This window comes from Sphingomonas sp. GW821-FHT09B04 (assembly GCF_059418285.1).
In genome coordinates, this window is sequence record NZ_JBWKPO010000003.1 from 246576 (window position 1) to 262450 (window position 15875).

General features: G+C 66.5%; 17 protein-coding genes. 7 read left to right on the top strand and 10 right to left on the bottom strand.

Annotated features, from left to right (window positions below):
* Positions 1–9: 9 nt before the first annotated feature.
* Positions 10–783, bottom strand: coding sequence for an SDR family oxidoreductase (locus AC07NK_RS10690; RefSeq protein WP_495170573.1), 774 nt, complete (start codon positions 781–783; stop codon positions 10–12).
* A 130-nt stretch (positions 784–913) separates the two neighbouring features.
* Here AC07NK_RS10690 and AC07NK_RS10695 point away from each other — a divergent pair, with 130 nt between their 5' ends.
* From AC07NK_RS10695 to AC07NK_RS10715, 5 genes are all read left to right on the top strand, one after another.
* Entirely contained in the window at positions 914–1813 is a 900-nt protein-coding gene (locus AC07NK_RS10695) for a LysR family transcriptional regulator (protein WP_495170574.1), read from the top strand.
* A gap of 54 nt (positions 1814–1867) precedes the next feature.
* On the top strand, positions 1868–3259 hold the full coding sequence (gene fumC / locus AC07NK_RS10700) for a class II fumarate hydratase (protein WP_495170575.1): 1392 nt from the start codon (positions 1868–1870) through the stop codon (positions 3257–3259).
* A gap of 74 nt (positions 3260–3333) precedes the next feature.
* Entirely contained in the window at positions 3334–3531 is a 198-nt protein-coding gene (locus AC07NK_RS10705) for a hypothetical protein (protein WP_495162926.1), read from the top strand.
* 44 nt (positions 3532–3575) lie between these two features.
* Positions 3576–4250: a guanylate kinase gene (gmk, locus tag AC07NK_RS10710; protein WP_495170576.1), complete on the top strand. Its 675-nt coding sequence runs from the start codon at positions 3576–3578 to the stop codon at positions 4248–4250.
* Positions 4251–4280: 30 nt separating this feature from the next.
* The gene (locus tag AC07NK_RS10715; protein ID WP_495170577.1) at positions 4281–4865 is read left to right on the top strand and encodes a hypothetical protein; all 585 of its coding nucleotides are present in this window, start codon (positions 4281–4283) and stop codon (positions 4863–4865) included.
* Positions 4866–5005: 140 nt separating this feature from the next.
* Here the strand turns inward: AC07NK_RS10715 and AC07NK_RS10720 are convergent, their stop codons facing one another.
* From AC07NK_RS10720 to AC07NK_RS10750, 7 genes are all read right to left on the bottom strand, one after another.
* Positions 5006–5695: an ATP12 family chaperone protein gene (locus AC07NK_RS10720; protein WP_495170578.1), complete on the bottom strand. Its 690-nt coding sequence runs from the start codon at positions 5693–5695 to the stop codon at positions 5006–5008.
* Between the two features lie 3 nt (positions 5696–5698).
* A complete protein-coding gene (locus AC07NK_RS10725; protein WP_495170579.1) occupies positions 5699–5920 on the bottom strand; it encodes a hypothetical protein in 222 nt (73 codons plus the stop codon).
* Positions 5917–6582, bottom strand: a complete 666-nt coding sequence (locus tag AC07NK_RS10730) for an HAD-IA family hydrolase (RefSeq protein WP_495170580.1) — start codon at positions 6580–6582, stop codon at positions 5917–5919. The genes AC07NK_RS10725 and AC07NK_RS10730 overlap by 4 nt, the downstream gene beginning before the upstream one ends.
* Positions 6579–7715: an RluA family pseudouridine synthase gene (locus AC07NK_RS10735; RefSeq protein WP_495170581.1), complete on the bottom strand. Its 1137-nt coding sequence runs from the start codon at positions 7713–7715 to the stop codon at positions 6579–6581. Before AC07NK_RS10735 ends, AC07NK_RS10730 begins: the two co-directional genes overlap by 4 nt.
* Entirely contained in the window at positions 7712–8089 is a 378-nt protein-coding gene (gene crcB / locus AC07NK_RS10740; protein ID WP_495170582.1) for a fluoride efflux transporter CrcB, read from the bottom strand. The genes AC07NK_RS10735 and crcB overlap by 4 nt, the downstream gene beginning before the upstream one ends.
* Before the next feature lie 104 nt (positions 8090–8193).
* Positions 8194–8928, bottom strand: a complete 735-nt coding sequence (locus tag AC07NK_RS10745; RefSeq protein WP_495170583.1) for a hypothetical protein — start codon at positions 8926–8928, stop codon at positions 8194–8196.
* 208 nt (positions 8929–9136) lie between these two features.
* Positions 9137–10891, bottom strand: a complete 1755-nt coding sequence (locus AC07NK_RS10750; protein WP_495170584.1) for a DUF885 domain-containing protein — start codon at positions 10889–10891, stop codon at positions 9137–9139.
* A gap of 225 nt (positions 10892–11116) precedes the next feature.
* Between AC07NK_RS10750 and AC07NK_RS10755 the strand changes: the two genes are divergently transcribed.
* Both AC07NK_RS10755 and AC07NK_RS10760 read left to right on the top strand, forming a co-directional pair.
* Positions 11117–12436, top strand: coding sequence for an APC family permease (locus AC07NK_RS10755; RefSeq protein WP_495170585.1), 1320 nt, complete (start codon positions 11117–11119; stop codon positions 12434–12436).
* Positions 12433–13002: an SAM-dependent methyltransferase gene (locus tag AC07NK_RS10760; RefSeq protein ID WP_495170586.1), complete on the top strand. Its 570-nt coding sequence runs from the start codon at positions 12433–12435 to the stop codon at positions 13000–13002. Before AC07NK_RS10755 ends, AC07NK_RS10760 begins: the two co-directional genes overlap by 4 nt.
* 69 nt (positions 13003–13071) lie before the next feature.
* Here the strand turns inward: AC07NK_RS10760 and AC07NK_RS10765 are convergent, their stop codons facing one another.
* Positions 13072–14163, bottom strand: a complete 1092-nt coding sequence (locus AC07NK_RS10765; protein ID WP_495170587.1) for a M23 family metallopeptidase — start codon at positions 14161–14163, stop codon at positions 13072–13074.
* Complete coding sequence (recN, locus tag AC07NK_RS10770; protein ID WP_495170588.1) at positions 14160–15821, bottom strand: DNA repair protein RecN; 1662 nt, start codon at positions 15819–15821, stop codon at positions 14160–14162. The genes AC07NK_RS10765 and recN overlap by 4 nt, the downstream gene beginning before the upstream one ends.
* Positions 15822–15875: the final 54 nt, after the last annotated feature.

A 15875-nucleotide genomic window follows, 5' to 3' on the forward strand; every position in this document is an offset into this window, starting at 1 on the left:
CCCGGGGCGTCACTTGGTGGTGTAGCCGCCATTGACCAGAATCGTCTGCCCGGTCATCCACCAGCCGTCGCTGACCAAAAAGCGAATCCACGGCACGATATCTTCGATATGGGTGAGCCCGGTCGGCGTGAAGGCCGACAATGCTGCTGCGGTCTTGTGATAGGCCACAGCCTCCGGCCCCTCGGCGGGATAGAAGAAGGGAGTATCCATCGGACCCGGCCCGATCGCGGTGACCGAAATGCCGCGTTCGCCGAACTCCTTCGATGCGGCGCGCGTGAAATGTTCGACCGGCGCCTTGGTGCCTGCATAGCTGGCGTAGAAGGGTGTGTAGGCGCCGAGCAGCGAGGTCACCAAGGTGCAAACCTTGCCATTGTCGGTGACATGCCGGCCTGCTTCCTTGAGGAAGAAGAACGCGGCTTTGGCATTGACCGCGCTCATCGCGTCATAGTCGGCCTCGCTGATCTCGACGATCGGCTTCTTGAGCACTTTGCCCACAGTGTTGATCGCGATGTCCGGCCGCCCGATCGCATTGACGGTGTGGGCGAATAGCTTCTCCATCGCGCCCGCGCTGGTGAGATCGGCCTGGATGGCGACCGCTTCGGCCCCGGCGGCGCGAATTGCATCCACCGTCTCCGCCGCCTGATCCGCGGTCGCCGGGCTGTTATAGTGGACCGCGACCGCCTTGGCGCCTTGCGCCGCCAGATCCCGCGCAATCAGGCCGCCCAGATTCTTCGCGCCGCCCGCGATGAGCACCGTTTTTCCCCTGATCCCGTGATCCGTCATGGATTTGTCTCCTGAACGCCGCTGCGCCGGAGTGGTGCGCGACAAGGCGCTTGCTTTCAGCCGGGAAACTGTTCGGAAAAAGACGATCATTCTGGAATGACATGTCGCTAAATCTGGATAATCTGCGGCGATGGACCGGATCGATCTGTTCCGCGTGTTTCTGCGCGTCGCCGAAAGCGCGAGCTTCACGCGCGCCGCCGATCTGCTCGGCATGCCGCGCTCATCGGTCTCGGCGGCAGTGCGCGAGCTGGAGGGGCGGGTCGGAGCACGGTTGCTGCACCGGACCACCCGCAGCGTGCGCATGACGCAGGAAGGGCGCATCTTCCATGCCTATTGCGCCCGGCTGGTCGCAGAGGTGGAATCGATCGATGGGCTATTTCGCCAGCAGGAAGGGCCGCGCGGGCGCGTGACTGTCGACGTGCCCGGTCGGCTGGGGCGGTTGATCATAGCGCCGGCGCTGCCGCAATTCCTCGACCGTTACCCCGGGGTCGATGTGGTGCTGGGGATGACCGACCGCGCGGTCCATCTGGCCGAAGACAATGTCGATTGCGCATTGCGGGTCGGGCCGCTGGCGGATTCCGCGATGGTCGCGCGGCGGATCGGCGAACTGCGCTTTATTAATGTCGCCGCTCCGGCCTATCTGGCGCGGTTCGGGACGCCGACATCGCCTGACGATCTGTCGCAGCACCAGGGGGTGCTGTTCGCCTCCCCGACCACCGGGCGGGTCGAGGCGTGGGAGTGGGAAGAAGCCGGCGCGCTGCGGCAGTTGGCGATCCCCGGACGGGTAACCGTGAACAGCGCCGAAGCACAGATCGCGTGCTGCATCGCCGGGCTGGGGCTGATCCAGATTCCGGCCTATGACGTCCGCCCGCAGCTGGCGGACGGAACGCTGGTCGAGGTGATGCCCGCCCATGTCGCGGTGCCACTGCCCGTGGCTCTGCTCCATCCCGATCGGCACCATGTACCCACACGGCTGAGTGCGTTCATGGGCTGGGTAACCGACCTCATGCGCGCGGAAGTGTTCGGCTGAACGCTTGCCGAAGCGTGGTTTCTTCCTAGATCGGCGGCGACAGATGGAGGCCATGTGACCAAGACCCGCACCGAAACCGACTCGATTGGCGCAATCGAGGTAGCTGCGGACGCCTATTGGGGCGCGCAGACCCAGCGCAGCATCGAGAATTTCCCGTTCGGTGCGATGGAACGGATGCCGATCGGCATCATCCATGCGCAGGCGATCGTGAAGCAGGCCGCGGCACGGGTGAACGCGAAACATGGTCTGAAGCCCGAGATCGTCGCGGCAATCGAGGATGCGGCACAGACGATCGTGTCGGGGGCGCTCGACGATCAATTCCCGCTCGTCATCTGGCAGACTGGTTCGGGCACCCAGACCAACATGAACGTCAATGAGGTGATCGCGGGCTACGCTAACGAGAAGCTGGCCGGAACACGCGGCGGGAAGGCGCCGGTCCATCCCAACGATCACGTCAATATGAGCCAGTCGTCCAACGACAGCTTCCCCACCGCGCTTCACGTCGCGACGGTGCTGGCGACGCGCGACGCGCTATTGCCGGCGCTGAAGACGCTGACGGATTCTCTCTCCGCCAAGGCAGAGGCGTGGGATCATATCGTCAAGATCGGGCGGACCCATACGCAGGACGCGACGCCCCTCACGCTGGGTCAGGAATTTTCGGGCTATGTCGCGCAGCTGGTGAGCTGCCGTGCGCGGATCGAGGGGGCGCTGAACGGCAATATCCGCAAGCTGGCGATCGGCGGCACCGCGGTAGGCACCGGGCTGAATGCGCCCGAAGGCTGGGCCGGAGACATGACCGCGGCGATCAGCGATATCACCGGCACGGAATTCGAAAGCGCGCCGAACAAGTTCGAGCAGTTGGCGGCGAAGGACGGACTCGTCTTCTTCTCGGGCGCACTCAACACGCTGGCGGTGGCGCTCAACAAGATCGCCAACGACATCCGTTTCCTGGGGTCGGGGCCGCGCTCCGGCCTTGGTGAGCTGTCGCTGCCCGCGAATGAGCCGGGTAGCTCGATTATGCCGGGCAAGGTCAACCCGACACAGGCTGAATCGCTGACGATGGTCGCGGCGCAGGTGATCGGGAACAATCAAGCTGTGACCGTCGGCGGCATGCAGGGGCATTTCGAGCTCAACGTCTTCATGCCGCTGATAGGCGCGAACGTGCTGCGCTCGATCCATCTGCTGTCGGTGGGGATGACGAGCTTCGCCGAACGCTGCGTCGATGGGATCGAGGCGAATGAGCGGCAGATCGCCGATCTGGTCGGGCGGTCGCTGATGCTGGTGACTGCGCTGGCGCCCGAGATCGGGTACGACAATGCCGCGAAGATCGCCAAGGTCGCGCATGCCGAGGGGCTGACCTTGCGCGAGGCGGGCCTGAAGCTGGGGCTGGTGGACGAAGCCACGTTCGACCGGCTGGTACGGCCGGAGACGATGGTGGGGCGGTAGGAGTCACCCGTCGTTCAGGGAACTGTCGCGACAACTCGCAGTTGAAGCACAGGATCTGGGTAAGAGGAGCCACTATGATCGGACGGGTTATCGGCGCACTGGTAGGGCGGGAAATCGATCGGCGTGACGGCAGCGGCGGCGCGAAGGGCGCCGCGATCGGCTTCATCGCGGCGGGCGCACTGAAGCGGCTGGGCCCGATCGGACTTGCGCTGGGCGGCGCTTACGTGGCGAAGAAGGCCTATGACCGGCACAAGGCGACACGTGGCAAGTAACGCCCTGTCTTGACGCATGCGCCATGCCCGCGCCAAAGGCGCACATGGCGCATCGCGATTCCAAATTCCAATTCGACCGCAGGGGCGTGTTGTTCGTCCTCTCCTCGCCCTCCGGCGCGGGGAAGTCGACCATCGCGCGCAAGCTGCTCGAGGTTGAGCCCGGCATGGGCATCTCCGTCTCCGCGACCACGCGCCCGATCCGCGACGGCGAGCAGGATGGCCGCGAATATCATTTCGTGACGACCGAGGAATTCAAGGCGCGGGCCGCCAACCACGAGTTTCTCGAATGGGCGCACGTCTTCAACTATCGCTACGGCACGCCGCGCGCGCCGGTGAAGAAGATGCTCGCCGAAGGACAGGACGTGCTGTTCGACGTCGACTGGCAAGGCGCGCAGCAGCTGTTCCAGCTCGAAGGCGGCGACGTGGTGCGCGTGTTTATCGTGCCGCCCTCGCTCACCGAGCTGGAGAAGCGCCTGCGCGACCGCAACACCGACAGCGAAGAAGTCATCCAGTACCGCATGAAGCGCGCCGAGCGTGAGCTCAGCCACTGGGACGGCTACGACTATGTCGTGGTGAATGATGATCTCGATGCCTGCTTCGAGAAGGTGCATACGATCCTGCAGGCCGAGCGCGAGAAGCGTTCGCGCAAGCCGGGGCTGATCGGCTTCATCCGCGAGCGGCAGGAAGAAGCCATCGCCATGGGGCTAACGACCCGTTAGGCTTGCTCCCCTGAACAAGGGAGACGCACGATGCCGAGAGCTTTACTGGGCGGCCTGCTGGGCGGGATCGCGATGTGGATCATTGGCTTCATCTTCTGGGGAACGCCGCTCAAATATCTGGCGCTGACCCAGACCAGCGATGCGGCGAGCGCCACCATCCAGGCGACCCTCGCGCAGCAACTGGCCGCGACCGGGACCGGCGCCTATCCCATCCCCTGGCCCGATACTCCGGCCGGGACGCAGCTCTACGGGCAAGGGCCGGTGGCGATGGTGTTGTTCAACAATAGCGGCTTCGCGGCGCTGGATACGAATGCGCTGATCGGTGGACTGATCCTGGGCATCGTCTGCTCGATTCTGTTGGCGTTCGCGCTGGCGCGGGTGACGGCGGGGATGTCGTTCGGCGGACGGCTGACGATCGTCGGCCTCTTCGCGGTGGCGATTACCGCTTATAGCCAGCTCGGGCAGCCGATCTTCAACCACGCGCCCTGGGGCTATTTCATCTATCTGTGGATCAGCGAGATCGCCGGGTGGCTGGCCGCCGGCGCGGCGATCGCGTGGATGCTGCCTAAGCCGGTGGTATTGGCGACGGTGCCCGAAGAGCCTCCGGTCGGCTGAGCTTCCCGACCGTCACCCCGGCCTTGTGCCGGGGTCCACGGTGCCGCACCGGCTGACGAGGAGCCTGTTGTCCAATGCCTGCCTCCCGGTGGACCCCGGCACAAGGCCGGGGTGACGGGTACAGGCTGGGTGATGCCCCGCTAGAGCAGCGACAGGAATCGCGCGCCCGCGTCGAAATCGGCGCGGTGCGCGGCGCGGGTTTTGCGCGCGAGATCGTCCTCGCCCCAATGCTCCGCCTGCCAGTCCTCGTCGAGATTGGCGGCGGACCAGATATCCTCGGCCGTCGCAGCGCCTTCGAGCAGCGCCAGCGCAGCGATCAGCGAGCCGGTGACGGTGACCAGCGGCGAGAGGGCGGCGAGCTCGAACGGCGAGCGCGCAGCGACCGCTTCGGCAAGCCTCGCGATCGTCTCGGGGGACTGGGCACGGTGCATCACGCCGGTGGTGGTGACCGGATCGATCCCATAGCGCATGCGCGCCCAGTCGAGCAGCGGATCCCACGCCGCCTGCTGGCGCAATTGCAGCTCGAGCGGATGATCGGCGCGGTAGCAGAGCAGGTCGCTCTCGCCATATTTGGCGAGACCCGCGGCGAAGGCCGCAGAATCGGGGGCGATGCGGTCGATCGCTGCATTGGCGAGGCCAGTGAGTGGCATCGCGCGCGGATCGATCGTCTCGCCGACATTGCGCCATTCGTCGGCGACCGCCTCAGTCAGCGCGGGGCTGGGGAGGGTCAAAGCGACTCGGCCCGGGGTACGGACGGGCTTGCCGTCGAGATGGATGTCGTGACCGCCCTCCGCCGGGACAGCGGAGACCTGTTTCCAGAAACGCTTCATCAGTTACTGATCCGGGGTGGGCGGCGTTCGCCAGCGGCGCGCGAGGGCACGCGGGACGACGGCGATGCAGTAAAGGCCCGAGAGCAGGATCGCGGCGCCCAGCAGACGCATCAGGGTCGTGTCCGACTTGCCGAGGATTACGAGGCCGAACACGGCACCCGCGACCGCTGCGATCTGTGACATCACCATCAGGAAATAGCGGTTGCGGGCGGGATCGTCGGTCATGGTGACAGTGCCTCCAGCATCGCCGGAAGGTCGCGCGCGTTTGTCGAGACGCGGTGCGCGCCGGCTGCGGTCAATTCATGCGGCTCATGATAGCCCCATGCAACCCCCACCGCGTGCGTGCCCGCGTTGAGTGCCATCATGATGTCGAAGCTGGTGTCGCCGATCATCGCGGTGGTGTGGGGCGCGGCCCCGGCCTCGGCGATCGCCATTTCCAGCATCGAGGGGTGGGGTTTGGAGGGGTGGCGATCGGCGGTCTGGAGCGTGACGAAGCGGTGGGTAAGGCCGTGATGCTCAAGGATCAGCGCGAGGCCGCGGTCGGACTTGCCGGTGGCGACGCCGAGCAGCCAGCCGGCCGCGTCGAGCGTCTCGATCGCTTCGGCGACGCCATCGAACAGCGGCTCGGGATCGAGCGCGCGATCGGTGCGCATCGCGTGGAAGGCGCGCTTGTAATCTTCGGCCATCGCCTCGTGCTGCCGCGCTTCGGCGTCGGGGAGCAGCGCCGCGATGGCAGGGACGAGGCTTAACCCGACGATGCGACGGATCGAATCACGGCTGGGCGGGTCGAGCCGGTGCTGCGCGAAGCACGCCTCCATCGCGCGGCAGATATTGGCCTGCGAATCGACGAGCGTGCCGTCGCAGTCGAACACGGCGAGACGATTCATTTCTTCTTCGGCTTCCCCGATTTCACCGGCTTCTCGGTCTTGTCCCGGCGGCCTTGCCGCTCGCCACGGCGCTCCTTGCGATAGGTCTTGGCGTGGGCCTTGGCCTTGGCCTTCTCCTGCTCGCGTGTCATCGGCGCCCGCTCATCGGGCGGCATGTTGTCGCCGCGCTCGATGTCGAAACCAAGCTGCGCGAGCGTTTCGGCGAAATGTGTCGGCAGATCGGCCGTCACGTCGAGCCTGCCGCCGTCGGGATGATCGATGCGGATGCGGCGCGCATGGAGATGCATTTTCCGCGAGATGCTGCCCGACAGGAATGCTTCCGCCAGGCCGTATTTGCCGTCGCCGACGATTGGGTGACCGATCGCCGCCATATGGACGCGCAACTGGTGCGTGCGTCCGGTGTGCGGCTGAAGCTCGACCCAGGCAGCGCGATTGCCGGCATAATCGATCACGCGATAGCGGGTGCGCGCGGCCTGGCCTTCTTCCTCATCGACCTGCATCTTCTCACCGCCGGTGCCCGGCTGCTTGCCGAGGGGAAGGTCGATGAAACCATCCTCGATGCTCGGCACGCCCATGATGATCGCCCAATAGGTCTTTCGCGCGGTCCGGCCGGAAAAGCTCTTGGAGAAATAGGCGGCGGCGCGGGCGGTGCGGGCGAGGACGAGCGCGCCCGAGGTGTCCTTGTCGAGCCGGTGAACCAGCTTGGGACGGGTATCGAGATCGTAATAGAGGCCGTCGAGCAACTGATCGACGTGATCATGCGTCTTGGTGCCGCCCTGCGTTGCAAGGCCGGGAGGCTTGTTGATCACCAGCGCCTGCGCGTCGCGATGGATGACCATCGATTCGGCGAACTCCATCTGCTCGGGTGTGAGCTGAGGGCGGGCCTTTTTGGGCTTTGCCGTCGCTGCCTGCACGGGTTCGGCCGGCGGGACGCGGATCACCTGTCCGGCCTGAATGCGATCGCCCGGCGTGGCGCGCGCGCCGTCGACGCGGAGCTGGCCGGTACGCGCCCAGCGCGAGACGATGTTGAAGCTGGCGTCGGGAAGGTGCCGCTTGAACCAGCGGTCGAGGCGGATGCCGTCATCGTCGAGGCCGACGGTGAACTGGCGGACATTCTGTGCAGCGTCGCTCATGCCGCCACCCGTGCGATCTGAAGTCCGGCGAACAGGGCGATGATGGAGCCTGCTACCGAAGCGAGGATGTAGAGCAGGGCGACGCTGTGTTCGCCGCGCTGGAGCATCGTCGCGGTCTCGAGCGAGAAGGCTGAGAAGGTGGTGTAGCCACCGAGCACGCCGACGCCGAGGAGATAGCGCAGCGCCTCATCCCCGCTGGCGCGGGCGGCGAGCCAGCCGGCAAGAAGACCCATGGCGAGGCCGCCGGCGAGGTTCACGATCAATGTGCCCCAGGGGAAGCCCGGCCCCCACAGCGCGAGCGTGGCGCGGCCGGTGAGATGCCTTGCCCCGGCGCCGATCGCGCCGCCGAGCATGACGAGGAAGAGGTGGTTCATCCCGCGGCACTAGCCGGAAACGGGAGCGGGGACCAGAGCCTGAACCCCGGTCCCCGCCTGTGTTGGGTGGGGGACGCCGCCGAAGCGTCGCCCCCCGGGAGAAACTAGTTACCGCCGTTGGCGACCAGATCGAGATCGGTGCCGCCATCGCTGCGTGCAGAAAGCATCACGACATAGGCCGAACCATCGCGGCCACGCGTGCCGCCGAGGACGTGCTGGCCGTCCTTCGCCTGATGTTCGGCCGTGAAGCCCCCCTTGACCGCGCGGGTGTAGTACCAATCGATCATGGTCTGCAGCGGCTGCGGAGTCGAGAAGCTTACTACCCGAAGCGAGCATTGGGCGTCCTGCGCGCCCGCCGCCTCGCTGACGCGGGCCTGCGGATGGAGCGGGATGCCGGCGGGAAGGCGCGCGGCCCATTGCGCCGAATAGTTGAGCTTTGCCGCGCAGCCAGCGGTGCGCTTGTCCTTTTGCTTCGCGGCAAGGCCGCCGAGCGTGATCGCCGCTTGCTGCGTATCGCACGCCTCGCACTTGCCGCTGGGGGCAGGTGCCTTGAGCAGCTCGCCGTCCTTGGGCATCGCGGCCTTGCCGGCGGCAACCGTCTCCGACGGGAGTGGCGCCGAATAGGGCTGGCTGGGCGGACGGATCGCGTCCTTGTTCGACTGACCGGCAAGCTGCGGATCGACCATGATCTGGTCCTGCAGCGCGCCCATCAGTGCGGGATCGGCGGTGTTGCCGGTAATCTCGTTATCGAGCGCGTCGACATTCTGATTGCCTGCGCCGCCACCGCACGCGGCAAGCGCGAGCGGCAGGATGGCGATGGCACTGGCCCGGCGGATCATCGTGGAGCTCTCCATTTGAAAGCGTGATGACAGGACAGGGTTAAGGAAGCGTTGGGGATAGGGGCTCGGCAAGGATTTCGTCATCCCGGCCCTGTGCCGGGATCCACAGTGCCGCACCGGCGAAGCCAGAGCTTCCTATCCATCGCTCGCCTCACGTTGGATCCCGGCACAAGGCCGGGATGACGGATGAAGGGAACGCCCGCGCATCCTAGCCCTTTGCCTGCTCCGCGGCGATCCAGTCGTTGATCTGCGCGTCGAGCACGTCGAGCGGGACGGCGCCCTGCGCGAGCACGGCATCGTGAAAACCCTTGAGATCGAACTTCGGGCCAAGCGCCTTCTCGGCGCGGGCACGCAGCTCGCGGATCTTGATTTCGCCGAGCTTGTAGCCGAGCGCCTGGGCCGGCCAGCTGATATAGCGGTTGACCTCGGCGTCGATGTTCGCCGCCGACAGTGCGGTGTTGTCCAGCATGAAGCGGACCGCCTGCTCCTTGGTCCAGCCCTTGGAGTGGATACCGGTATCGACGACGAGGCGGCAGGCGCGCCACATCTCGTAGGACAGGCGCCCCATCTGCTTCTCGGGTGTGTCGTACAGGCCCATCTCGATCCCGATCCGCTCCGAGTACAGGCCCCAGCCCTCGGTGAAGGCGGTGAAGCTGGCGAGGTGACGGCGGAATTTGCTCGTCTCCATCTCCTGCTGGAGCGCGATCTGGTGGTGGTGGCCGGGCACCGCTTCATGCGCGGTGAGCGCGGGCAGCTCGTAGAGCGGGCGCTGGTCGAGCTTTGAGGTGTTGACGAAATAGGTTCCGGAAAGCCCGAGCTGCGGGTTGCCCGGACCGTAATAGGCGGTGGTGGTGCCCTCCGCCGTCTCCGCCGGAATCTGCTTCAGGCCATAGGGCAGGCGGGCCATTTTGTAGAAGAAGCCCGGCATCTTGCCGTCGATCAGCTTGGCCTGAAAGGACGCTGCCTCCATCAGCTCTTCGGCGGTCTTCGCATAATATTTGGGGTTGGTGCGCAGCTCCTGCACGAACGCTTCGCGGCTGGGATAGCCGGCGGCCTTCGCGACCGCCGCCATTTCGGCACGAATGCGCGCGACCTCGTCGAGGCCGATTCTGTGGATCTGCTCGGCGCTATAGTCGGTGGTAGTGAGCTGGCGGATGCGGAAGGCATAGTATTTGGCGCCACCCGGCTGGGCCGACACCCCGACCGCCTTCGCGCATTTCGGCTCGTAGGTGGTGCGGTAGAATTGCGCAGCTTTGGCGTAGGACGGGTTGATCGCAGTGGTGACGACAGCACGCGCGCGATCCTGCAGCGCTTTCCATTCTGCATCGCTGGCGTCAGCAGGCTTGGGGCGGGTGAAAGGCGCGTAGAAGCGCGATTTGACGGGATCGTCCTGGATGACGCCGGTGATCGTCTTCTCGAACCCGACGAGGCTGACGCAGGGCTGGACATAGCCGCCCTTCACCGCCTGTGCCGTGATGTCGATCAGGGTGTCGTTGGTCTTCGGAAATTTCTCGAGCCGGGTCAGGTAATTGGCGTAATCGGCCTTGCGGCGGAAGGCGAGGCGGTCGGCCTGCCCCGCGGCGCCCTGCCAGGGATTGGAATAGCTGGTGAACAGCATCGTGCGCTGGCCAAAGCCGTTCGCTTCGACGTCTTCGGCAAGCAGGCGGCGCAGGATCGCCTTGTCGGTGCGCTCGGCCGGGGAAAGGCCCGAATCGGGAATCGCGTCGAGGCGCTTGATGAATGCGGTTCCGGCGGCGGCGCGGCGATCCTCGGCGGCGAGGCTGACGTCCCCGACCTCGGTCGCATATTGAGTATTGCCGATCGACAGCGCGAAGCCGGGGCTTTCCTTTTCCACCCAGGCGAAATGTTCGGCGAGGAGGATGCGGAGGTCGTCCGACGGGGTCGCGGCGGCGGGTGCGGCGAGGGCCAGCAGAGCCGCGGCGCAAATTGACAAAGTTGACACGGTCGAGGGGATTTTATGCGCGCGTGTCAAGCGGGGCTGGCGGCGGCTGCGGGGGAGAATGGTCATGGCGGCGAGGCAAGCAGACCCGTTCCAACATTGCAACCTTCGTACGGCACCTTTCAGCGCAGGCGGAGAGGGGGTACGAAACTGAAACGGTGGGGGCCGGTTGGCAGGTGACCGCCCATGCCTGCCGGACGAGGGAGTATACGCGGTGTCCAGACCCCGATGACCGATGCCGTCATCCCGCGCCGAACGCTCGGCGATCTCGACGTGTTTGCGCTGACCGTGGGGATCGTGGTCGGCGCAGGGATTTTTCGCACCCCGGCGCTGGTTGCGGGGTTCGCGCCCGACGCGGCGACGATGATCGCGGCATGGGTCGCGGGCGGGCTGCTCTCGATCGCGGGCGCGCTTTGCTACGCCGAGATGGCCGCCACCTGGCCGCATATGGGTGGCGACTATCACTTTCTTGGCCGTGCCTATGGCGAGCGGCTGGCGTTCCTCTACGCCTGGGCGCGGCTGGCGGTGATCCAGACCGGGTCGCTGGCGCTGCTGGCGTTCATCGTCGGCGACTATCTTCAGGTGATCGCACCGCTGGGGCCAGCCGGGCCAGCTATCTGGGCGGGCATCGCGGTGGTTGCGGTGAGCGGGCTTAACTGGCTGGGCATCCGTTGGGGCGCGGCGGCGCAGCGCTGGTTGACGCTAGTTGAGGTCGCGGGGCTGGTCGCGGTCATCATCGCGGGGTTCATGGTCGCGCCGGCTGGCGCTGCTCCAGCGCCGGTGAGCGAGGGTGGCGCGATCGGGCTGATGATGGTGTTCGTGCTGCTCGCTTATGGCGGGTGGAGCGAGGCGGTGTACGTTTCGGCCGAGATGAAGGCGCCGCCGCGGCGGATCGCGCCGATCATGGCGGCGGCGCTGGCGCTGGTGACCTTGCTCTATGTGCTGGTGAACCTTGCAGCGCTGCATTCGCTGGGGTTCGCCGGGCTGGCGGCGTCGGACGCGGTGGCGGCGGAAGTGTTGCGCCGTGCGCTGGGCGATGGCGGTGCGGCGGCGATCAGCGCGGCGGTGGCGGTAGCGGCGCTGACCAGCGCCAACGCGACAGCGATCACCGGCGGGCGGACCGCTGCTGCGCTGGGGCAGCGTTTCGCTGCGCTGCGCTGGCTGGGGCGATGGGATATGTCCCGCGACACGCCGGGCAATGCGCTGGTGGCGCAAGGCGCAGTGGCGCTCGGGCTGGTCGTGGCGGGCGGCTTCGCGCGCTACGGATTCCAGCTGGCCGTCGAATATACCGCGCCGGTCTTCTGGTTCTTCCTGCTGCTGGTCGGCGTGGCTCTGTTCGTGCTGCGGCGGCGTTTTCCGGAGGTTGAGCGGCCGTTCCGCGTGCCGCTCTACCCGGTCCTTCCGGCCGTCTTCTGCGCGACGACGGCGTATCTGCTCTGGTCCAGCCTTGCCTATACCGGCTGGGGTGCACTTGCGGGGGTTGCCGTAATGGGAGCGGGCGCGGTCCTGCTCCTGTTCCTGAAGCCTGAGGAGGAGATAGGCCCATGAAGCTGATCATCACCACCGCCGCCATGCTGATGGCGGGCAGCGCGATGGAAGCGCCGCCAGCGCCCGTCGCGGTGCAGGAACGCCGTGCGCCCGACGTCATCTATGTGCCGACTCCGGTCGAGGTGGTGGAGGCGATGCTCGATCTGGCGCAGATCAGGGACGGCGATGTGCTCTATGATCTGGGATCGGGCGACGGACGCATCCCGATCGCCGCGGTCAAGCGGGCGAAGATCAAGGCGACCGGGATCGATATCGATCCGCAGCGCATCGCAGAAGCCAATGCCAACGCCAGGGCGCAAGGGGTCGAGGGCAAGGTGAGTTTCCGCCGCGCCGACCTGTTCGCGAGCGATTTCAGCGATGCGAGTGTGGTGACGCTGTATCTGCTCGATTCATTGAACGAGAAATTGCGGCCCAAGCTGCTGAAGGAGCTGAAGCCCGGCACGCGGATCGTGAGTCATGCATTCCGGATGGGTGCGTGGAAACCCGAGAAGACCCAGGATGTGAACGGGCGGACGATCTATTTCTGGACCGTGCCGAAGAAGGGCGAGAAGCCGAAGGGACTGTAGCGCCTCTTGTTCGATGCCTGCCTCCCGGTGGACCCCGGCACAAGGCCGGGGTGACGGTTGGGATGGGGTCTAGGGAAACCGTACTACCACGTTCGGTGATGGCATCGCGGCTGTGGAGCGGCGCGGGGTGGCGGGCTGCCAGCGCTCGCCTGAAAAGGCCTGATCGATCGTCGACCAGCTGCCGACCTGATCGAACGTGTCGAGCGCGAAGGGCAGGCCTTCGGCGCCGAGCGGGGAGTTGGCGTCGGCGACATGGAAGTGGAGATGCGTGCCGCCGACCTGACCGGTGGCGCCGACCCGGCCGAGCAATTGGCCACGGCGCACGCGGTCGCCTTGCCTGACCGACAGGCCCTGCTTCAGATGTTCGTAGAAGACGACGCGGCCGCTGCCGATATCGATCGCGACGTAGTTGCCGGTGGCGTTTTCCGGGTCGCTCGCCTCGTTGGGATTGCGCTGGATGGGGTCTGCGAAATCGTCGCGGGCGGCGATCACGCGGCCGTCGGCGACTGCGATCACCTCTGCGCCGAACCCGGGATCGACGGCGTAGCGCGGCTCTTTGGGATTACGATCGGCGTGGAAGAAATCGATCGCGAAGCGACCGGGGACGCGCGGCGTGCCGTTCAGGGCATAGATATAGCGGCGGTGACCGAACTCCATTGCCGGCTGATAGACCGCCGACCAGATACCGCCGCGGATCGGCGGTCCAAAGGCGCTCGGGGTGGCGGCGACGGTGCGCGGGGCACTCTCGATCGTGACCGGGGGGCGTTCGGCGATCGTGTAGGTGATCCGGTGGCGGATCACCGCGACGGGGCGTTCGACGGGCTGGTTGACGAAGATCGTCGCGTGCGATGCGGGCGCGAGCAGCGTGCGGTCGGCATCCTTTGCGACCCATTGGCCGCCGATCAGCGCTGTCAGCTTGTCGCCTTCATAGCTGCCGAGGGTGCGGCCCTCGCCGTCGAGGATGTCCAGCCTGTTCAGTCGGAGCGGCGAGCGATGGAAGCTGGAGACGCGCAGTTCGTAGGCGATCTGCGTACCGTCCGTGCGCGTGACGTGCGCGGGTTGACCGGTGACGGTGAGTTCGAGCGAGATGGGCGGGATTTTCTGCGCGCTGGCGGAGGTGGCGATCGCGAGTGTGGCGATGACGGACAGAATTCGAATCATGCGGTCTCCAGCAGACGAACGGCCTGAGCGCGGGCCTCGTCGGTGATTTGGGCGCCGGAGAGCATACGGGCAATTTCTTCTCGACGGGCGTCATCATCCAGCGCACGAACGCCCGTGCGGGTGACGAGGCCATCATGGCTTTTGGCGATGAGCAGGTGATGCCCGCCGCGCGCCGCGACCTGCGGGCTGTGGGTGACGACGAGCAATTGCGCGTCGCTGGCGAGGCGGGCGAGGCGCTCGCCGATCGCGCTGGCGACCGCGCCGCCGACGCCGCGGTCGATCTCGTCGAAGATCAGGGTGCGCGCGCCGCCCTCTTCGGCGAGCGCGACCTTGAGCGCGAGGATGAAGCGCGAGAGTTCGCCGCCCGAGGCGATCTTGATGAGCGGGGCGAAGGGCGCGCCGGGGTTGGTCGACACCTCGAACTCAACCCGGTCACGGCCCGACGCCGACCATTGATCGCGCGGGAGCGGATCGACGACGGTGCGGAAGCGCGCGGCGTCGAGCTTGAGGGGCGCGAGTTCGGTGGCGACCGCGGTGTCGAGGCGCGTAGCGGCGGCGGTGCGTGCGACAGAGAGCGATTGAGCGGCGGTGGTGTAGGTGGTCTCGGCTTGCGCGAGCGCAGCTTCGAGGCGGTGGATCGTGTCTTCGCCACCCTCGATCCGCGTCAGGCGCGCGGCGAGGGTTTCGGTCAGCTCGGCGAGATCGTCGGGCTGGACACGGTGTTTCCGCGCGAGACCGCGCAGCTCGAACAGTCGCGCCTCGTCCGCTTCGAGCGCTCGCGGATCGAAGGCGAGCGCTTCGGCGGCCTCATCGACCTTCTCCTGCGTGGTGCTGCCTTCGATCAGCGCGCGGTCGAGCGCGGCGAGCGATTCGGTGAGGGCCGGGTGGTCATCGGCGATTCGCTCAAGGATGCGCGCGGCCTGCCGCAGCCGCGTGAGTGCGCCGTCGCTGCCGTCGACAAGGTCGGCGATCGCCTGGAGCTCACCCGCGATTTTCTCACCGCGCTGCATCGATGCGCGGCGTTCGGCAAGTTGTTCTTCTTCGCCGGATTCGGGGGCGAGCGCGGTAAGTTCGGCGACGGCGTGCTCGAGCCATTCGCGGTCGCGCGCAGCCGTTTCCTGTTCGGTGCGCGCGGCGGTCAGCTCCTCTTCGGCAGCGCGGAAGGCGCGATGCGCGTCAGCGACGCCATCGGTGTCGAGCCGGCCAAAGGTGTCGAGCAGCGCGCGGTGGCCGCGCGGATTCAGCAAGCCACGATCATCATGCTGGCCGTGAATCTCGACGAGGAACGCGCCGAGCTCGCGCAACAGCGCGGCGGAGGCAGGCGAATCGTTGACGAAGGCGCGGCTGCCGCCATCGGCCTTGACGATGCGGCGGATAAGCAGGGGTTCGCTGGGGTCGAAGTCGAGGCCGTTTTCGGCGAGGAGCGTCGCTACCGGGGCCGGGTCGGCCAGCTCGAAACTGGCGGTGACGACCGCTTGCGTTGCACCCTGACGGACGAGGCCGCTATCGGCGCGCATCCCAAGCGCGAGGCCAAGCGAATCGAGCAGGATCGACTTGCCCGCGCCGGTTTCGCCGGTGAGCACGCCGAGGCCGGCGCGGAAATCGAGGTCGAGCGCCTCGATCAGCACCACGTCGCGGATGTTGAGGCCGGTCAGCATCGACCGCTGTTACCCCTTTTTGTTCCGCCTTTGCAAAGGCGTTTCATTGGGGCG